Raw genomic sequence first — 17,458 nt, 5'->3', positions numbered from 1 at the left:
GATTATGCACTATGATTTTTTTATATAGCAAGGACCAGATCAGCGCGGAGTCCCCCCAGTGCTTCACTGGTTCCGAGTTCAAGTCGCCCCCCGTGCGCATGTGCAATATCAATTGCAATCGAAAGCCCCAACCCTACGCCTGAACCTTTGTTTTGATTTCGCGCCGGTTCTAGCCGACTAAACGGGCGTAATGCCGCTTCGCGTGATTCTTTTGGAATGCCGGGTCCATCATCCTCAACAATCAGGCGCACAAAACTCTGAGAGAAAACAACTTTTACCTCTGCTCGGTTTCCGTATCGCAAAGCGTTAGCAATCAGATTCCCCAAAGCGCGGCTGACGGCTATAGGGCGTAACTGAATATTCTGCACCTGCCCTTCGATCGGCATCAACTTGACGTCGCGTGCATTTCCTGCCCCAAAGCGCCGCCCTTTTTCCACTTCGGACTGGCACAACGCAACAACATCAGTAAGTTCATTCTTTTCCTCGGCACCACCCCGTGCAAAATCCAAGAACCCATCAATCATGGCCTGCATATCCTGAACGTCACCCTTAAGATCAGCAACGTCCTCAATGTCCTCTAGTAGACTTAAACCCAGTTTTATGCGCGTCAGCGGAGTTCGTAAATCGTGGCTTACTCCGGACAGCATCAAGGTGCGTTGTTCAATTTGAGTTTCAATTCGGTTACGCATATCCAAAAACGCCCGCCCTGCTGCGCGCACCTCTGTCGCCCCACGCGGTTTATAACGTGCTGTATGCCCCTTACCGAAAGCTTCGGACGCGGCAGCCAACCTCGTAATCGGGCGCAGTTGATTGCGCAGGAAGAGATAAGCGATAATCGTCATCAGCAAACTTAAGAACATCATTAAGACCAACAACTGGTGCGGATTTGATGCCGAAACTCTGACCCTTTGAAATTCAACATTGGCATTGCCGAATTTGGTCAAAATTGTCATCGCAACCCATTTATCGTTCGAAAAAAGATCTATCCCCTGAACATCGGGTAAATCCTGTCGTAACCTTTCAACCATTGCACGGCCGGAAAAATCCAATGCCCATATTTGATCTTCCAACAGTCCCTCTACTGGAAATGTAACCCCTAACCCCAGCGGGTCTGCCAATTCTGCTACGGCCTCTTGGGCTTGTCCTGCTGTTTCGGCTCCGTCAATCGTATCTCGGATCAGAGAAAGTTCGAGTAAAATATTTCCCGTCATTTGCCGGGTAACGTCTTCGTAATGACGCTGAATAAAGACGATCGACACCACAAGCTGTATCGTCACAATAGGCACAATGAGGATCAACGCCGCACGGCTGTATAATCCTCTTGGCATATATCGTTTGAGCCATTTAAAAATCATGTCATTAAGGTATCCAACTGAACCGAAAACGGAAAGAGACGAATGTCGATCAAAGAAACACCACCCAGCGCTGGTATTTTAGACAATCTCGCTCCGGGTATTGCACGCGTATTGGCCCCCAACCCATCCCCGATGACATATTGGGGGACCAATACTTACATTGTTGGCGAAGGTTCTGTCGCGATCATCGATCCCGGGCCAGCGGACATGGCACATTTGCACGCATTGCTTGCGGCAACACGCGGCCGCCGGGTTGAGGCTATATTGGTCACCCATAGCCATTTAGACCATTCCCCACTTGCCGCACATTTGAGCCATGAAACCGGTGCCCCTGTTATGGCTTATGGTGATAGCAGCGCCGGAATGTCGTCAGAAATGAAAAACCTTCGTGATTCTGGATTGGTCTCTGGTGGAGAAGGCGTCGACGCAAATTTCAAACCAGACATCTGTTTGTTTGATGGCGAAGAAGTCCACGGCCATGGCTGGACCCTACAAGCCCTATGGACCCCCGGCCATTTGAGCAATCACTTATGCTTTGCTTTGGACGATATTTTATTCACCGGCGATCATGTTATGGGCTGGGCCAGTTCACTTGTTTCTCCTCCAGACGGGGATTTGACGCAATTTATGGCGTCCTGTCAGCGTCTTTCCCTACGCAATGACTCGGTTTATTTCCCTGGGCATGGCGCGCCGATTAACGCGCCAAACGAGCGAATTAACTGGTTAATTTCCCATCGTTTAGGCCGTGAAGAACAAATATTAAATCAATTACGCAAAGCTGCAGCAACAACAGAAACATTAACCCGCGCAATTTACACAGATATAAATCCGGCTCTCATGAAGGCCGCTGCACGCAATGTATTTGCCCATTTGTTAGATCTCACGCACCGCGGGCTGGTATCATCAGATGGCTCTCTATCTCTGCAAGCCACCTTCTGTCTAACCCACCGTGAAATAACATAAATTGCTACATTACAAAAAAAATCATTTCCACGAAAAATCCCCTTGCCGTTCCAATTCACTGTGGCTATACCACGCGCAGTATTCCGGCGTAGCTCAGCGGTAGAGCAGTTGACTGTTAATCAATTGGTCGTAGGTTCGATCCCTACCGCCGGAGCCAACTTCCTAATAAGAGGTTGGAAATAAACGACAAAGCGCTCCAACTTGGGGCGCTTTTGTCGTTCTAGGCACATTCTCTGTCACAACCGATTACACAAACCGCTTGCGGGAGTCGGAGCATTGAGAAGAACGAACACATGCCAGCATTTGGAGCACCGGACCTCGTCATTCTATTGGCGGCGTCGGCTTCCAGAATTTTTTTCAAAAAATCACTCAAACCCATTTTTCGTTTTTTCCTTGAGGACCCAAGTGGTCCACGAGGCCGAGGTGTTGGCCCGCCGATTGACGTGGCTCAGCACCCTTGCCTTCGACTATGCGAAAGGCGCTGCGAATATGGAAACGGGAACAATGGAGCGGGTTTTATCCGAACTGGTGCGATTTGAAATCGCAGCTTCGGACCATGCGCGCGCCATTGCACCAGAACGAAGCCGTATGGAAGCGCAACTGGCCGTTCAGCGTGAGCAGGCTTTGCAGGAAACCCTGCGAGAAGCCTTGTTTCTCGGCAACCGTGAGGTTGCGCGCGAGCCTGTTCGTGCAGCTGCGGGACGGCTGGGTGTTCAGATCGCGGAAAATACCAACGATTGGATGGCTTTGGCTTATGAAGCAACTCGTGTTCTACTCGATGTGAGCACTGAGCGTGCGCAGCGAGATCAGGGGATTTTCTCTGCGCCGAGCCTCTTTTTTCAAACCGCAATGATGACCAAAGCAGCAGCGCCACCGGTGGCCCAATTTACTCAGCCGGTGCGCCCCGCCGCCCCTGTGATGACTGCACAGCCTGTGACGACACACTCTCCTGTGGAAGCTGTTGTTCAACACACTGAACCAGAAAACCACCCAATTCCGGCACTGAAGGCCTCTGCAAAAGCAACGATCAAACTTTCTGAAGCGTTCGAAAAATACGGAGGGACCCGTTTGGAAGGCAAAGCAGGAAAAGAGGTCGACGAAGTCGCAGTTCCTGCGAAGGGTGAATCCTATAAGCGCAACTCCTTTGCGAACCTGCAATCCACTGCAAAACTGATTGTTAATGTGATCGGGGACAGGCCGGTTTCAGAGCTGACAAAAGCAGATTTGACTGAGGCATTTTCGATTATCCAGAAAGTGCCAGCTAACCACGGCAAATCCTCAACTGAGACACGTTCAATTCTGGAAATCGTCGAGGCAACTGACAAGACAGAGCAGAAGAATAAAGCCCTTGTTCATCCTCGCGGCTCTTCACTCGCTTCAGGATCGCAATGGCTCCCAAGCCGTCGATACGGATCTGATCGAGCTCATGGGTGAACATATCCGGAAAATCCTCAACGAAATCCGCGAGGGAAAAGGCGATGCAGCCCTTTCAGAAGATGTCGATTTGGTTTGGGAGCAAAACCAAAAAGTCGTCGAGTATGTGAACCTGGCTTACCGCTGGAAGCAGTTCAAAGCAGCCAAGGTCGCGCTGGATGACAAGCTGGCTGCAATTCACGAGGCAGATGTGCTGCTCGCGAACGCCATTGTATGAGACAATGCATAGCTGAGTTCGCCACATCAGAATGTAAAGCAACCACTCAAATCGTTAGCTTTTTGGGGCTCCGAAGGTTTTGTATGCCTCTTCCTAAATTTACTCCCTAAGGTGATGGAAACGACATCACCTTAGAAAAGAAATCAAGCTTCCAATTTCCTTTTTGGAGTTTTGGGGGCTTGCAAACAGCTCAGAGACCCGTTTCCGTCGCTTGTGAGATAGACCTTTTCGCACAAAACAGGAACCACAAACCTATGTCCGCCTCTGGTTTCGTTTCGGTGACGATCAACCAGTTCAGCTCCCTGTCTTGAGACGCTTAGAGTTGAACTTGCCTTGAAACGAAACCCGATTTATCAACTCCACAAAAAGTTGTTTCACATTGAGATTTGTTTTGACCACCGACACAAAAAAAATAGAATCTACAAGTAAAAATAATGACAGTTGCGAAGACAACTCAGTCATCAGCGAGCGGCAGCTGATCCGCATTGAAGCAGTTCACCGAGGCTTCTTTTATCAGCACCTGTATGCAGCAATATGTCTTCTTATGGCGGGGCCAAACGAAGTGGAACGTGTCATCGTTGAACGTGACGAGGACATAGAGATAGTGCTTCCGGGACGACGCATCTACGTTCAGGTAAAGACACGCGTCGGGAGCTTGAACCCCAACGATATTAAAGGCGCACTTCAACGTTTCGAAGAAATCAGAAGTGAACACACCAAGGACAAGCGGAAAGGGTCTGCCAGCTTCATAATCGCGTCCAACGCTGCACCATCAGCATCATTGTTCGAGAGGACTTCCAGCAAAGATTGGCCAGACGACGTTCAATTGCACTGGCCCGATGGTCCGGTCCAAGAGGAAGCTTTCTTACCTTCTCCTCCTCGAAGTGTTCGGGAGGCAGTTAGTGCTTGTTCCCAGCTCGCGGGCGATCTGCCGTTCGCGTTGTTGAAGCCGGAGACCCTTACTTGGAAACTCGCGAGCTTGATGATGTTTGCATCAGCAGGAACCCCACCACGACAAGACCACAGCTTCTCGCGCGAGGAGTTGCCACAGTTATTCGAACAACTGGTCATTCAAATGCAGGAGCTACCAGCTCCGCCACCGAATTACAGAACACAACTTGATGAGCCAATGCTTCTTGGCGATCAAAAGGTTCGTATCATCTCCGGCCTCTCAGGCGCAGGAAAGACAGCATGGGTGGCCGAAGCGGCCATGCACGCCCCTCTTCCGGTGACTTACATTGACGTTGTTGACACTCCTGGACCAGCTCTCGCATCGGCGGTCACTCGTGAGGTCGCTGGCCGGATGTTCGGGCGGTCGAGTGGCAAACTTGGCGAGATATTACTTCCCGGTGCAAGTGGTCTCGACATGCTCGGAGCTCTAAGCGTTAAGCTCGGCGAAGAAGGCCTCCACGCCCACATCGTGATTGACAATGCACATAGAGTTCCAGCATCGGATATCGAAGTTATCGTCGATCGAGCCCCCAGTTTTCGGTTCTTGCTACTTGGTCAGCCAGGTTCGGAGGTCTCAAATCTGGAAGCACGGCTCGCCATCCAAGCTGAAACCCTTCACGGCTGGGATGAAGATACGATTGCTATCGCCATTCACGACGCAGGTTGCCAAGCCAACTTCAATGACTGTGAGCGTCTTGCTCGTCTGACCGGTGGGTTACCTTTCTACGTTCTGAACGCCGCCGCGGTCGCAACCCGGGAGTATGGTGGACTAATCCGCAACTTCTGTGAGGAGGTCGAAGCACAGACTCACTTGGTCGAGACCGCTCAAGAGATCATCCTTAGGCGAACATTTGAAGGATTGCCGCAAGACGCACGTGAAACGATCGCAATATTGAGCCTGGCAGACGTAGCATTAACACGAGATGAGGCCATCAAGCTGCTGCAGGCCACCTGCGATCTCGACGTCCGGGCGAGTTCCGCACGCCTGCGAACATTACCAAGAACTGGTGCGCTTGAGCTATTTGGCGCCTCTGCCCTAAAAATACACGACGCCGTTCGCATACATGGTCTGGCGGAGTTGGCTGGGCAAGGAAACAATCTTGAGGGCAAAGCGAAGTCCGCCCTTCTTGAAATTCTCATCGTGTCCATCAGTGAAGACTGGACCATCGCAAAACTGGGTCTTCTCATCCGCCTTTTTGGGCAGCTCGGGAATGCGAAAGTCTTGGTGGAGTTTGCGACGAATGAACTGTTCCACGAGATGGGTGTCTGGCCCGAGATCGAACCGTTTTTAATTAGCATCGCCGCAAGCGTAGGCGAAGAAGCCGGAACACGACTCTGGGCGCTGGACGGACTTGTATTCAACGACCTCAGAGACGGAAACTTCGACCCTGCCCATGATCGCATTGAAGAAATGCAAACACTGATTGAAACAGGCAGTCTCGGTGTGGATGAATGGTTGGCTTGGGGGATGAAAAATATGCTCCTCAAGTCTATGCAACGAGACGCGAAAGGCGTCGAAGAATTGCTCGCGATTGTCGAGAAACGCGTGCCCGCGAAATCTGAGCATATGCGAGTGTTCAGGTATAATCGGGCGCTTGCTCTCTTCAATCTCGGCGACAACCTCGGTGCTTGCACCGCAGCTTCACAACTTGCCGAAGACTATTATGAAGAACTTGGAATTTCACCGGCAGACGTAATCGGACGTAACGCCCCGCAGTTGAGCCCGTTGCTCCCTCAAGATCGAGATCTCACCGACACTCCAAAGCATCTGGCCGATACTCTTGACCTACTCGCACAAGCCACTGGCGGAAAAAGCCCGAACACGGCGGCAGTCCGTATTCAAGCAATGAAATTTTATCAACTGGCCAATGCTTTCGACTCGCTTTTGCGGGTGGGGCTCGACTTGGTTGACGACTTCGTGTGGATAAACGATTTCATCGGTGCAAGGCAGATACTCGAGAGTAATATTTTTCCTGTTTTACAAGGTGTTGGCCTGTCCTCAAGAGTTTTGGAAACGCGGGCACTATATGCCGTTGTGCTGGCTTACTGTGGCGACCATGAGGCTGCTTCAAAAGAGGTAGAACGGCTCAAACCATTCGAAAAAGCGATGGTGCCAGAGCAAAGATTGGCATTTCTGGAGCAGAAGCAAATAATTGAGCGGGTTCGAATGTTTGGGGGACCGCGTCAAAGAGAGATTTACGTGCCAGAACATATGCAAGCGATTTTAAGCGAGCGGCGTGGAACGCCAATCGCCCTCGAACCCCGTAAGAAGGTCGGGCGAAATGAGCGTTGCCCGTGTGGGTCTGGAAAGAAATTCAAGCAATGCCACGGTCGATAACCGTCTCGACTCCGACCCTCCCTGAGTCCCTACTGGATCGACCAAGGTGAAGGGAAAAGCACGCGAACCACAAATAGGGCTCGAGTGGAAAGGAACGCCAAAGGGCCAATTCCTCACATTCCCAGTAGTTTTAGCGACAAAACGAAATCCTACTACTGCAATCGTTAGCATCTCAAAAGTTGAGTTCTTCATCCATTGCACAGGACTCCACTTTGTGGCACTTCTTGGTGCACATGCGGAGTCATCGCCGAAGTCGGTTGCGAAAACTTCTAAGAAATCAAAGGATCCTGGCCTGAGGCTTACGCCCCTACCGCTGGAGCCAATTAACTACTTGATAGTTAAGAAAAATGGGCGAACCTTCGGGTTCGCATTTTTTCGTTTTTGCAACGCGGGCGAGGTCTTTTTTTAACACGGAAATTCTCCCACACAGCTGCTCGATAACCCTATGGAAGTAGAACATTTTCGAGCTTCCGAAACTTGCCACTCCTCCAACCACCGAGTAACTTACTACCAATTCAGAAATTGTTGTGATTGAAGCGGACAGAAGATGTATATTGACCAATCGACATTGCGACGTTCGCTGTCTCAACTCTATGGTACCGCAGGACATCTGCTCAAGATTTGGCTAGTCTTAAAGCATATGGGCCTACGATCCGGAGGTGACGGAATTCACGTAGATACCTCCAATTCGACCGATTCACTAAAGGCACTGTTCGATTGCGGTGCAGACGACAACAGGTTCTATGTTCCGTTCGCGCACACGTCTCGCTACCTCACGATGAAGCATGACGCGTCACGCTCGATCGTTCAAACCACTGTGCAACGTTGGGCCACAAGTGGTTCAGTGGTGACATGCGATCCAACCGAGTACCTAGACATTACGAACGACACGGGATCGAAGCTGACGGTAAAACCAACTCGGGCCTACCCTTTAGGTTTGGGTATCGATGAAAGCGGGTTCGTGCTTGAAGATAGTCAAAGGGTGTCACTGCCCCTCATTGCCTTCGCAATTTGGTATGGTAACGTGCGTTATCGGCCAGCAGGTGCAATGATGCCCAAAACACCGAGACGCTCGTCAGCACGCGATTTTTCGAGGGTGTTTGCCCGTGTCTCGTCGAACTCGTCGGGCAACGGCAGGGCGATAGGCACGAGCGAGGCGAGAGCGCGGGTTAGAACGGCGCTTTTTCGACGAACAAGTTGGGCTTCATGAACCGAAAAGCCATTTTTGAAAAATACCTCCCCGGTAGAATACTCTTCGCCGTGTCGAATGGGCAAGCGCCGTTGGTCATAGAAGTCTACCTCCAATCTCGAGGAACCATAAACTGGAATATTTTGCCAATTCTTCACCAATGAATAAGTTGATAAAAGACATCGTGGCATAGGCGAGGATGCCGCGTAGTTTAACGACATTGGCGAACGAGGTACGTTCGTCCCACAGGCTTTGAACTCGACTAACGTTCGTTTTCGCACTCGCCGCGAAAGTCCGGTTCAGTGACGCCGCATTGCAGTGTAGTCTGAAACGGTAAATGACCGCTTTGGGCTGCTGTTTCAACGGGTCGCCGCAACACAGGCCTCAAATTTCTCTGCTGGCGTTTGATATTGCAAGGTCTTTCTTGGGCGCTCATTAAGCTGGCGTGCGACGGCGCTGAGCTGAGCTCGGCTAAATCCAGATATATCAGTGCCTTTGGGAAAGTACTGTCTGAGAAGGCGGTTGGTATTTTCGTTGCTGCCACGTTGCCACGGAGATTGCGGGTCACAAAAATAAACATCGATATTCGTGGCCATGGTAAACTTTCGATGTCCTGACATCTCTGACCCGCGATCCCAAGTCAGGGACTTGTAGAGTTCCTTTGGAAGTTTTCGTGCTTGTTTGATCAGGGCTGTCGTCACGCTCCGTGTGTCCTTGTTCGCAACTTTGGCCAGCATCACAAAACGGGAATGGCGCTCAACCAGCGTCGCGATGTAGCTGTTGTTCGATCCCGCGATCAAATCGCCCTCCCAATGGCCCGGAACGGCACGATCCTCGACCTCAGCTGGGCGTTCGCTAATCGAAACAGCATTTTTGATTTTGCGTAACTCAAGGCCCTTTTGAGTGGCGTGCCTGGAGCGTCAGATCGCACGTCGACTGCGCAAGCATTCTTGCAATTCCTTCTTTAGAACCCCTCTGGTTTGGACATAAAGGCTGCGATATATCGTTTCGTGTGACACGCGATTTTGCTCTTCACCAGGATATTTACGTTTGAGCCACCCTGCTATTTGCTGCGGTGACCATTTCCGACGCAGCTTGCGCGCTATCAACTGGCACAAAGGATCGTTGAACGAGAGCTTACACAACTTGGGCCGAGTTGCGCAGTCCCAAGCTCGCTGGTCTGAATGGGTGGCACGATAGGTTTGCCTGCCACCATTTCTGCGTACCTCCCGGCTGATTGTCGAAGGCGACCGGTTCAGGTTTTGCGCGATTGAGCGGAACGACTGCTTTGCGACAAGCCCACGGGAAATCTCCTCCCTTTCAATGAGGCCCAAGGCAAATCGTGATCGCATGCGATCTGGAGGCAGGATCCCACCAGTTCGCGCCAAATGAGGGAAGATCGAAAATGACGCGCGATTGAAGTGACGCCCAATCGAACTCATTGACTCACCGCGTTGCCATCGATCCCACATCTCGGACTTCTGGTTGTCCGTATAAAACGTCCGTGTGCGATACTTCATAATAAACACTCCATCTTTCTCAAAAGATTAAAGTGTTGCGGCGACCCGTTGAAACCGCAGCCGTCCGCTCAACTTTGCAAAGTACACTTTCTGCTCTTTGCGGAGGCTAGCCAGTGTTGCAGCTATTGTCCAATGTATTACCCGGTGTTCCTTAGAAGCTCCCTAACGCTTTCACAATTCACCTCGAACGCCGCGAGATGGACTTCCTTTGGTGCAGAAGGAGTGTGGCAGTTCGTTTATCAAATCGGTCCATATCAACAATTTCGTTTCAAGGAGTATTCACATTTTTGTAGAGCCCTGGCGCTTGCCCAATCATCTGGGTGTTTTTATCGGCGCCGTGCATGTGCACAGCAAACTAGATTTGTTACACCCTACTAAGGGACTGATAATCAAGGTCTTGCACTTCCTATGCAGTCCACAGATAACCTCAACAGCCAACTGGAACATCTAATCGAGATCCGATAGCCAAATGTCCGAATTTGACCACCTACAGACTGATTGTTCAAAATGTGCCGCACTTTGTTGTCTCGTTCTGACTTTTGACAAAGGTAAGGATTTTGCATTTGATAAAAACCCAGGCGAACCATGCCGAAATCTATCGGGGCATAAGTGCTCAATCCACGATAAGCTGGAGCCAAAAGGGTTTTCAGGATGCGTGAGTTACGATTGTCTTGGCGCCGGAAATCGAGTCATCCAGGAGGTTTTTGGTGGCCGAACCTGGCAGGCAGACTCACGCCTTATACGAGTCATGATGGAAGCATTCTCTGCTATGTGCGAGGTTCACAAACGCATCGATCGGTTGCGCGCGGCTGAAACATTTTCACTAAAACCACGGGATGCTCAAACCTGTCGGGAGTTTCTTGCCCACCTTGAGCAACATCGGTGGAGCGGTCCTGAGCTCAACGAATTTGAAGTGGGTTTAGCATTGGAAATTGATATGTTCTTCTATGGAATTATAGATCACCTACCACCCGCTGTTGCAGAAGAAATTTTAGCCCAATAAAACTGCAATAAAGGCCACTATCTGTTGTGCCTTTTTCGTTGCCATCTTTGATTACATTTATTCACCGAGTGGATAACTCGCCTTACGTAAATGACTCTGAGGATCAATCGGCGCAATGAATCAGAGCTACGCCATTTCAATGCTAACGTACCCCGAACGCCAATATTCACAACACTAGGAAATCGCGCCAAATTAACGGATGAGATCTATCCCGTGTACCACAAAGTATCATGCAGAGTGCCATTCCCAGTGCTCCAAACGGAAAAAATCGCTCCCGTTTGGGAGCTCTTTTTCATTTATTTCAACATCTTAGAGGTGGTTTTGGCTCCGTCGATATAGATCGAGAGTGGCTTTGTGGTTTCTCGTATTTTATTGATTTTATATGATAAAATACCGTCTTTCGTCAGCCGAAATGAGATTTGTGTAAGTCTACAAATGTTGAGGCAGGTGACGCAGTAACAACAATATATCTGCGGGATCATTTTTGAAAATCCAGAGTGATACGAGCTGACAGTCCGAGTGCTGCTGCCAAAGCGTGGCCATATGTACCCGTTGCAATACCTGCCCATGTCGCAATACCAGCAAGGCATCGCTGTGTTACACTGCGAGAGATGATCAGCAGCATGTCAGGACTTGGTGAAACCGTTAATGCCAGTGCTGCCAGAGAGAAGAACAAGAATGTTGACAAATCTGGAATCAAAGCGAAGCTTTGTCTTCAAAATTTGGGCCGTGTCTTCCGAAAATTATACATTTACCTGGCGCGCGCTGCCCCCTCTTGTGGTCTATCCAATATGCTTTCGATTTCGTGCATAATCCGGTCTGGGAGCGGCCCATGTACTATCGCCCCTGCATTTTCCTCTGCTTGCGCAACGGTTTTGGCACCGGGCAAGGGCAGAATGTTGCCGGATTTTGCCAATAGCCAACTTAATGCGCCCTGCGCCAGCGTTTTGCCGTCTGTTGTCAGTAACTCGCGTACGGCGTTCAGCTGAGCGACGTAGTCAGCTGAGGCCTGACCATTCTGAAAATATCCCTGCCAATCCGGGCTGTTGCTCCGCACATCGTCATTTGGAACTGTCGCCCCATCCGAGAATTTCCCGGTTAACACGCCCATACCTAACGGAGATCGAACAAGCTGGGTCAATTGATGGTGCCGCGCTACTTTTCCCAGTGAAGGCGCATCGAAAAGCAGGTTCATCGAATGCTGGACGGAATGAAAACCCGCCGCTGGTGCAATCGCATCCAGATGGTCCCAGAAATCAGTGCTCCAGCCAAAGGCGCGGATTTTCCCCTCGGATCGCAGCGTTTCCAAGGTGTCAAATACCGGCCGGGCTTGTGCGACTGGAAGGCCATTGAGGTGGAGCAACATGGTGTCGATATGGTCCCTCTGCAGCCTGATCAGGCTCTGTTCGATGGACCAGCGCACATAAGCCGGATCATGTTTTGGTCCAGTCATTTGCTTTGTTCCCGCATCAAAAGAATGGCCGAACTTTGAAATGATGATCGCGTCTGGGCGTTTTTTTAGCGCCGCACCAAGTAAGGTCTCAGAATGACCGGCACCATAGACAGCCGAAGTATCAAAGACCCGTACACCATTCGCCCAAGCTGCCTGAACGGTGCGGGTGGATTCCGCGTCATCAGCGCCTGAATATCCTACAGGGATATTTCCGCTCCAGAACGGGCCGCCAATGGCCCAACATCCCATGCCGATGCGTGGTGCGGTTTTAAGTTGTGATGTCATCTGGCGATCCCTTCCAAAACTGTTGTATTCAAATATCTTTAATCAAAGGCGGATGTCTGTGGTTAGGGTTGATATCGAAAGGGTCATTTCATGAGCGAAACGAACTTGGATTGGGCGGACCTGAAATTGTTCCTGGCCGTCGCACGCGGCAGAGGGTTGGCCGGTGGCGCGACAATATCAGGCCTGAGCCCACCGTCGTTGGGGCGTCATATGACGCGACTTGAACGCACAATTGGCGAGGTGTTGTTCCTGCGCAAACCACGTGGTTACGAGCTTACCGAGGCTGGGCAGGAGTTGTTGGCGGAAACGGAAGCTACTGAAATGTCGATCCTTGCGATTGAGCGCCGCATCTCGAGGCGTTCTGCTGCACTGCCGGTAAACATCTCAGCTGGAACCTGGATGACGCATTTTCTGACGCAGCACATTGCCGAGGTCGCCCAACCAGATATCCGTTTGGCGTTTTGCCCAGATGAGACGGTTAAGAACATTGGCAGACGCGAGGCCACAATTGCCTTGCGGAATGTGCAGCCGGATGAACCTGCGGCGTTTGCCCGTAAAACTACGCGTGTGGCCTTTGCTCCTTATGCGACTGAAGCTGGGGAAAACAGCGGCAATTGGATTGCTTCGACGCTTAGGACGCCATCTGCAAATTGGGTGCAAGCACATCAGACGGACAATATCTCGGTACGTGTATCACACCCCAGAACTTTGCTGGATCTGGCCATTCAGGGGGCGGGTCAGGTTGTCTTGCCCTGCTTTATAGGGGACAGCGAGCCGGGGTTGATCCGAATGGGTGATATCATCCCGGCACTGACCCATGATCAATGGTTGGTTGTGCATGGCGAAGACCGGGAATTTAGCGCAGTTCGGACCACCATCGACGCTCTGGTCGGGGTTATAAGAAAGAACCGCGCGTTGTTTGAAGGGCGTTTGAGCGCGTGACAAGCAACCCAGCAGCAGAAAGCCTGATTGAGATTTGCCAGCCTATGATCACATCGGGAAATCGTCGTCGAACACTGACGACCCGAATTCTTCCTTTGGCAGTAATTGAAAGCGGATTCCGGTCGTTCTGGCAGTGAGCATTCGATCACACCGAAAGACCCTCGGGCTCTGTCGCAGGTGATCAAATGCAACGACGTACCAGATCGGATATTTTAGCAAAAGATAGTGGGGTTCGACTGGTCTCTTCGATATCTCGCCATCCTCTCTTTGGTATCGTATCTCCAACGTCTCTTGGGCAATAAAGGCCTGATGCAAGGCCTGCACGACTCGCTTGGGTGGCGTGTTCGCGCCTGCCTGAACGTAAGTTGACGCGGTAACACCGACCACAATGCGTGCATGGAGTTGTTTCACCCTGCTGCGTTTCTCGGGAGAGAAAGAGGCCACCAATTGCCGTCGAACAGATCCAAGGTTTGCCAAAAACATCGGGGAGTTCATTTGTTCCGCAACGGCGATGCTAATGAGCAAATCAACCGCTTCGCCGTAAGCCAGATTTAACCTGCCGACGCCCCAGTTTCGATCAAGACGTACACCTCCCCCGCGTCCACGATCAGCATCAATCTGCATACCTTGGTCGCGCATGAGTGACAGATCCCGCGCAATCGTGCGCGTGCTGACCCCATGTTGTGCCGCAAGGTCTTTGATCGTGCAATGACTGTCCTGCTTCAGCTGCACAGCCAGCAGTTCCATCCTTCTTATCCTGTCATTCACATTTGATCGTGTCATGAAACAAATAGGACATAAAGTGTCATATTAATCAATATGCGGGACGGGCACGAATGCATATCTAAATCACAACCTCACGCTTGACGGCCTGAGACATGTTCAAGGAAGAACCAAAGATGAGAATGAATTACTGCGTGGTCGGCACAAACGACTTGGATGCCGCAAACGCTTTTTATAGCGCTCTTTTTGCGCAGTCAGGCCTGCAATGCGCTTCGCCATCAGACAGAATGACATATTGGCTCGGAGAGGATTTTGCCTTTGCAACGGCGATCCCCTTTGACACAAATCCAGCCACCAATGGCAATGGCACAATGGTCGGCTTTGAAGTCGGAACCCCGGATGAAGTCAAACGGCTGCACGCACGTGCCATTGAACTTGGTGGCTTGTGCGAAGGTGCCCCAGGCCAACGTGGGCCAAAATTCTCTGCTTATGTTCGTGATCTTGATGGAAACAAACTTTGCTTTTCTGAATAGCGGACGTTTGCAATCGAGATGCCGTCATATCACCGAGTGGCTTTCGAATTGAAAGGCCAATTGACGGTTTGTCTTAAGATGCGACAGGGGCGTCCCCAACACTTCTTCTGCCCTTAAGATTACAGAAGCAGAAGCGCGGGCGTCCTCACCAGCATCATGGTGCTGAAACTCGAGACCGAGATGTTTTTTAAGATTGGCCAGCCCATGCCCGCCATTGCCTTTTAATTCGGGCCAGGCTTGTCGGGCAATTGTGACGCTGTTGGTCCAGTGCGAGGTGATCATGGGCAAGCCATACCGGGCACAAGCGGAAGTCATCGCCTTTTCATCAAAGGTGCTGTGTTGAACAAGGTTGTGTGTGTTTAGAAGCTCAAACAAGGCACCATACACCGCTGGAAATGTTCCGGCCCCCATAACGGTTTTGGCTGAGATCCCGTGCAGATTAGAATTGAAAACCTCAAAAGGCCCTTCAGGATCAACCAGCACAGAATAGGTCTGCGTCGTGCCAGCGTCACAAACAAAGCAAAGCCCGATCTGGCAGATGCTGCCGGGTGATTTTCCTGCGGTTTCTACGTCCAATGCAATAAAACGAAACGGTCCGGAAGGTGGCGTTTTAAGATGTTTAAGCCTGTTCAAATGACCCGCCATTCGTTTGCTAAGTATTCTGGATTGTCTCACCCTGCACAGCAAAGTCAACCACCTAGGCTAGGTCGAGCTGCTACCCAGTGTGGCATTCAACGAAGAACCACACCGTGATGACAACGCGAGATACTCGTAACAACACTTGACACAATACCATTTGGTATCTAATTATCGAGATACCAAATGGTATCATTTAAGGAGCTGACATGAAAAAGGCGTTCTTCTCAATGGCATTAATAGTGGCCCTGTCGGCGACGCCGGTATTGGCCGCTGATATCGAGCTGATTGGTGCAGATGACATCACCTGGGAAACCACGCCTGAGGGGGTTGCCTTCGCAGCACTTCAGGGAAACCGGTTCGAAGAAACTTATCAGGCGATGGTGCGCCTGCCTGCTGGAATTGTTAGCCCGCCGCATGTGAAATCTGCCAATATGTACGGCGTCATGCTGCAGGGTGAGATGGTCCACTACCCTCAAGGTGCTGATCCCGAAGGCGCGCAAAGAATGGGCGCGGGGTCGTATTATCATATCCCCAGTGGCTTGGCGCATGTGTCGGCTTGTGTGTCGGCGGAACCCTGCGTGGCGTATCTTTATCAGGACGGGGCTTTTGATTTCTTGCCGATGCAGCAATGACTGATCACGCACAACGAAGCTTTCGTGCGCTGGCGGATCCAACCCGTCGCGATATCCTGAGATTACTTTCTCAACATGAAATGACCATCGCGGAGGTCGCGGAAAATTTTCAAATGACCCGCGCCGCCGTCAAAAAACACCTCTCTATTCTGCAAGACGGAGAGCTGATTTCGATGCGCGCCATTGGCCGTACCAAAGTTAACGCCCTGAATCCTGACGGGATGAAACGGATCAACGATTGGCTCAGCTACTTTGACACCTTCTGGGATGACAAGTTGGCCGATCTGAAAACCTCAATTGAAAAGGACATGCAATGACCGAAACTGTATTGCACAAAACTATTTACCTCAAAGCCACTCCGGCACAGGTTTGGGCCTATCTGACCGACCCCGACAAGCTGGCGATCTGGTTTCACAAACCCACCGCGCCGCTGAACGAGGGCGACTATGAGATGTTCGGCGCGGAAAGTGGTAACAAGCTGATGTGGGGCACCGTGTTAAAGGCTGACCCGTTCACGCACCTTGAATACACGTTCACCATTGCGCCAATGGGAGGTGCCACCAGCACCGTGAAGTGGCAAATCGAAGAGGTTGACGGCGGTACGCGCCTGTCCCTGACCCACGAAGGCCTGCCGCAAGGGGGCGAAGCATTTGGCCTCCTACTTTCGCTTGATAAAGGCTGGGAAGAGCATATGGCGCGCATGCGGGTGTCGTTGCACGAAGGGTAATCCGACCTTGCCGCACAGGGGGATGCTGTGTTGAACTGTACCGGCTCTGATCGCGATTTCGGAGTCGGTCAACAAGGAACACACATGACAAATTACACCGGTCGCTGCCTTTGCGGGGCCATAACATATAACGTGGCGGGTCCGCCTGTTGTCGTGGCCCAATGCCATTGCGATGAGTGCCGCCGCACATCCGGCACAGGGCATGCCATCGGTGCGATGTTCGCGGCGGACAGTCTGACATTCACTGGCACGATGGGTGAATTTAAGTACCAATCACGCACGGGCTCCGAGGTCACAAAATGCTTTTGCGGTGACTGCGGAAGCCCGATCTTGGGGCGCAATACCCACACGCCGGATCACGTCACGCTTGCCCTTGGGGCAATGGACGATGCAACAAAGCTGCGTGTCGAAGTGGTCATCTTTGAGCGTGACAAACAAGCCTGGGACAGCTTGGGCGATAACGTCATGACATTTGACACCCAACCAGATTGGAAACCACCGAATTGAGCCGATTGATTGACGAAACGGAACGCACACAGGGTGTTTTTGTGCCT

17 protein-coding genes, 1 tRNA gene and 1 pseudogene are annotated in these 17,458 nt (G+C 51.2%); 12 read left to right on the top strand and 7 right to left on the bottom strand.

Features of this window, described 5'->3' with window-relative positions:
- Positions 1 to 20: 20 nt before the first annotated feature.
- Positions 21 to 1,355, bottom strand: coding sequence for an ATP-binding protein (locus tag G9C99_RS00320; RefSeq protein WP_166415470.1), 1,335 nt, complete (start codon positions 1,353 to 1,355; stop codon positions 21 to 23).
- 42 nt (positions 1,356 to 1,397) lie between these two features.
- Here G9C99_RS00320 and G9C99_RS00315 point away from each other — a divergent pair, with 42 nt between their 5' ends.
- The 5 genes from G9C99_RS00315 to G9C99_RS18370 all read left to right on the top strand — a co-directional run bounded on the left by G9C99_RS00315 (position 1,398) and on the right by G9C99_RS18370 (position 7,258).
- Positions 1,398 to 2,318 carry an MBL fold metallo-hydrolase gene (locus G9C99_RS00315; RefSeq protein WP_166415469.1) on the top strand — a complete coding sequence of 307 codons (921 nt, stop codon included), beginning with the start codon at positions 1,398 to 1,400 and terminating at the stop codon, positions 2,316 to 2,318.
- 82 nt (positions 2,319 to 2,400) lie between these two features.
- Positions 2,401 to 2,475: transfer RNA gene (locus G9C99_RS00310), tRNA-Asn, on the top strand.
- A 248-nt stretch (positions 2,476 to 2,723) separates the two neighbouring features.
- The gene (locus tag G9C99_RS00305; RefSeq protein ID WP_205859805.1) at positions 2,724 to 3,752 is read left to right on the top strand and encodes a hypothetical protein; all 1,029 of its coding nucleotides are present in this window, start codon (positions 2,724 to 2,726) and stop codon (positions 3,750 to 3,752) included.
- Positions 3,745 to 3,969, top strand: coding sequence for a hypothetical protein (locus G9C99_RS00300; protein ID WP_166415467.1), 225 nt, complete (start codon positions 3,745 to 3,747; stop codon positions 3,967 to 3,969). The genes G9C99_RS00305 and G9C99_RS00300 overlap by 8 nt, the downstream gene beginning before the upstream one ends.
- Before the next feature lie 391 nt (positions 3,970 to 4,360).
- Positions 4,361 to 7,258, top strand: coding sequence for an SEC-C metal-binding domain-containing protein (locus G9C99_RS18370; protein WP_231703933.1), 2,898 nt, complete (start codon positions 4,361 to 4,363; stop codon positions 7,256 to 7,258).
- 1,029 nt (positions 7,259 to 8,287) lie between these two features.
- Here G9C99_RS18370 and G9C99_RS00290 read toward each other — a convergent pair.
- The gene (locus G9C99_RS00290) at positions 8,288 to 8,533 is read right to left on the bottom strand and encodes a hypothetical protein (protein ID WP_205859804.1); all 246 of its coding nucleotides are present in this window, start codon (positions 8,531 to 8,533) and stop codon (positions 8,288 to 8,290) included.
- Between the two features lie 273 nt (positions 8,534 to 8,806).
- Positions 8,807 to 9,967, bottom strand: a pseudogene (locus G9C99_RS00285) (IS30 family transposase).
- A gap of 748 nt (positions 9,968 to 10,715) precedes the next feature.
- Between G9C99_RS00285 and G9C99_RS18365 the strand changes: the two are divergent.
- Complete coding sequence (locus G9C99_RS18365) at positions 10,716 to 10,970, top strand: hypothetical protein (protein WP_231703932.1); 255 nt, start codon at positions 10,716 to 10,718, stop codon at positions 10,968 to 10,970.
- A gap of 478 nt (positions 10,971 to 11,448) precedes the next feature.
- On the opposite strand, the gene G9C99_RS00275 is transcribed toward G9C99_RS18365, so the two are convergent.
- Positions 11,449 to 11,595 carry a hypothetical protein gene (locus G9C99_RS00275; RefSeq protein ID WP_205859803.1) on the bottom strand — a complete coding sequence of 49 codons (147 nt, stop codon included), beginning with the start codon at positions 11,593 to 11,595 and terminating at the stop codon, positions 11,449 to 11,451.
- Positions 11,596 to 11,721: 126 nt separating this feature from the next.
- The gene (locus G9C99_RS00270) at positions 11,722 to 12,708 is read right to left on the bottom strand and encodes an aldo/keto reductase (RefSeq protein ID WP_205859802.1); all 987 of its coding nucleotides are present in this window, start codon (positions 12,706 to 12,708) and stop codon (positions 11,722 to 11,724) included.
- A 90-nt stretch (positions 12,709 to 12,798) separates the two neighbouring features.
- On the opposite strand from G9C99_RS00270, the gene G9C99_RS00265 reads away from it, so the two are divergent.
- The gene (locus tag G9C99_RS00265) at positions 12,799 to 13,650 is read left to right on the top strand and encodes a LysR family transcriptional regulator (protein ID WP_166415464.1); all 852 of its coding nucleotides are present in this window, start codon (positions 12,799 to 12,801) and stop codon (positions 13,648 to 13,650) included.
- A 48-nt stretch (positions 13,651 to 13,698) separates the two neighbouring features.
- On the opposite strand, the gene G9C99_RS00260 is transcribed toward G9C99_RS00265, so the two are convergent.
- On the bottom strand, positions 13,699 to 14,397 hold the full coding sequence (locus G9C99_RS00260; RefSeq protein ID WP_166415463.1) for a helix-turn-helix transcriptional regulator: 699 nt from the start codon (positions 14,395 to 14,397) through the stop codon (positions 13,699 to 13,701).
- 152 nt (positions 14,398 to 14,549) lie between these two features.
- Between G9C99_RS00260 and G9C99_RS00255 the strand changes: the two genes are divergently transcribed.
- The gene (locus G9C99_RS00255) at positions 14,550 to 14,906 is read left to right on the top strand and encodes a VOC family protein (protein ID WP_166415462.1); all 357 of its coding nucleotides are present in this window, start codon (positions 14,550 to 14,552) and stop codon (positions 14,904 to 14,906) included.
- Positions 14,907 to 14,930: 24 nt separating this feature from the next.
- Here the strand turns inward: G9C99_RS00255 and G9C99_RS00250 are convergent, their stop codons facing one another.
- Positions 14,931 to 15,551, bottom strand: a complete 621-nt coding sequence (locus tag G9C99_RS00250; RefSeq protein ID WP_166415461.1) for an exonuclease domain-containing protein — start codon at positions 15,549 to 15,551, stop codon at positions 14,931 to 14,933.
- A gap of 200 nt (positions 15,552 to 15,751) precedes the next feature.
- On the opposite strand from G9C99_RS00250, the gene G9C99_RS00245 reads away from it, so the two are divergent.
- From G9C99_RS00245 to G9C99_RS00230, 4 genes are all read left to right on the top strand, one after another.
- The gene (locus G9C99_RS00245) at positions 15,752 to 16,177 is read left to right on the top strand and encodes a cupin domain-containing protein (protein WP_166415460.1); all 426 of its coding nucleotides are present in this window, start codon (positions 15,752 to 15,754) and stop codon (positions 16,175 to 16,177) included.
- A complete protein-coding gene (locus G9C99_RS00240) occupies positions 16,174 to 16,494 on the top strand; it encodes an ArsR/SmtB family transcription factor (RefSeq protein ID WP_166415459.1) in 321 nt (106 codons plus the stop codon). Before G9C99_RS00245 ends, G9C99_RS00240 begins: the two co-directional genes overlap by 4 nt.
- On the top strand, positions 16,491 to 16,904 hold the full coding sequence (locus tag G9C99_RS00235) for an SRPBCC family protein (RefSeq protein ID WP_166415458.1): 414 nt from the start codon (positions 16,491 to 16,493) through the stop codon (positions 16,902 to 16,904). Before G9C99_RS00240 ends, G9C99_RS00235 begins: the two co-directional genes overlap by 4 nt.
- 84 nt (positions 16,905 to 16,988) lie before the next feature.
- Entirely contained in the window at positions 16,989 to 17,411 is a 423-nt protein-coding gene (locus G9C99_RS00230; protein ID WP_166415457.1) for a GFA family protein, read from the top strand.
- The last annotated feature ends 47 nt before the right edge of the window (positions 17,412 to 17,458 follow it).

The sequence above is a fragment of the Cochlodiniinecator piscidefendens genome, assembly GCF_011326755.1.
Lineage (GTDB): Bacteria > Pseudomonadota > Alphaproteobacteria > Rhodobacterales > Rhodobacteraceae > Cochlodiniinecator > Cochlodiniinecator piscidefendens.
The sequence above is the reverse complement of the archived record's forward strand: the minus strand, read 5'-3'. Positions and strand labels throughout refer to the sequence as shown.

Bases quoted from the DNA above. Each gene is read 5' to 3' on its own strand.
- G9C99_RS00315 (WP_166415469.1), top strand. From the start codon at position 1,398: ATGTCGATCAAAGAAACACCACCCAGCGCTGGTATTTTAGACAATCTC.
- G9C99_RS00320 (WP_166415470.1), bottom strand. From the start codon at position 1,355: ATGATTTTTAAATGGCTCAAACGATATATGCCAAGAGGATTATACAGC.
- G9C99_RS00245 (WP_166415460.1), top strand. From the start codon at position 15,752: ATGAAAAAGGCGTTCTTCTCAATGGCATTAATAGTGGCCCTGTCGGCG.
- G9C99_RS00230 (WP_166415457.1), top strand. From the start codon at position 16,989: ATGACAAATTACACCGGTCGCTGCCTTTGCGGGGCCATAACATATAAC.
- G9C99_RS00240 (WP_166415459.1), top strand. From the start codon at position 16,174: ATGACTGATCACGCACAACGAAGCTTTCGTGCGCTGGCGGATCCAACC.
- G9C99_RS00235 (WP_166415458.1), top strand. From the start codon at position 16,491: ATGACCGAAACTGTATTGCACAAAACTATTTACCTCAAAGCCACTCCG.
- G9C99_RS18365 (WP_231703932.1), top strand. From the start codon at position 10,716: ATGATGGAAGCATTCTCTGCTATGTGCGAGGTTCACAAACGCATCGAT.
- G9C99_RS00260 (WP_166415463.1), bottom strand. From the start codon at position 14,397: ATGGAACTGCTGGCTGTGCAGCTGAAGCAGGACAGTCATTGCACGATC.
- G9C99_RS00255 (WP_166415462.1), top strand. From the start codon at position 14,550: ATGAGAATGAATTACTGCGTGGTCGGCACAAACGACTTGGATGCCGCA.
- G9C99_RS00300 (WP_166415467.1), top strand. From the start codon at position 3,745: ATGGGTGAACATATCCGGAAAATCCTCAACGAAATCCGCGAGGGAAAA.
- G9C99_RS00275 (WP_205859803.1), bottom strand. From the start codon at position 11,595: ATGCTGCTGATCATCTCTCGCAGTGTAACACAGCGATGCCTTGCTGGT.
- G9C99_RS00270 (WP_205859802.1), bottom strand. From the start codon at position 12,708: ATGACATCACAACTTAAAACCGCACCACGCATCGGCATGGGATGTTGG.
- G9C99_RS00250 (WP_166415461.1), bottom strand. From the start codon at position 15,551: ATGGCGGGTCATTTGAACAGGCTTAAACATCTTAAAACGCCACCTTCC.
- G9C99_RS00265 (WP_166415464.1), top strand. From the start codon at position 12,799: ATGAGCGAAACGAACTTGGATTGGGCGGACCTGAAATTGTTCCTGGCC.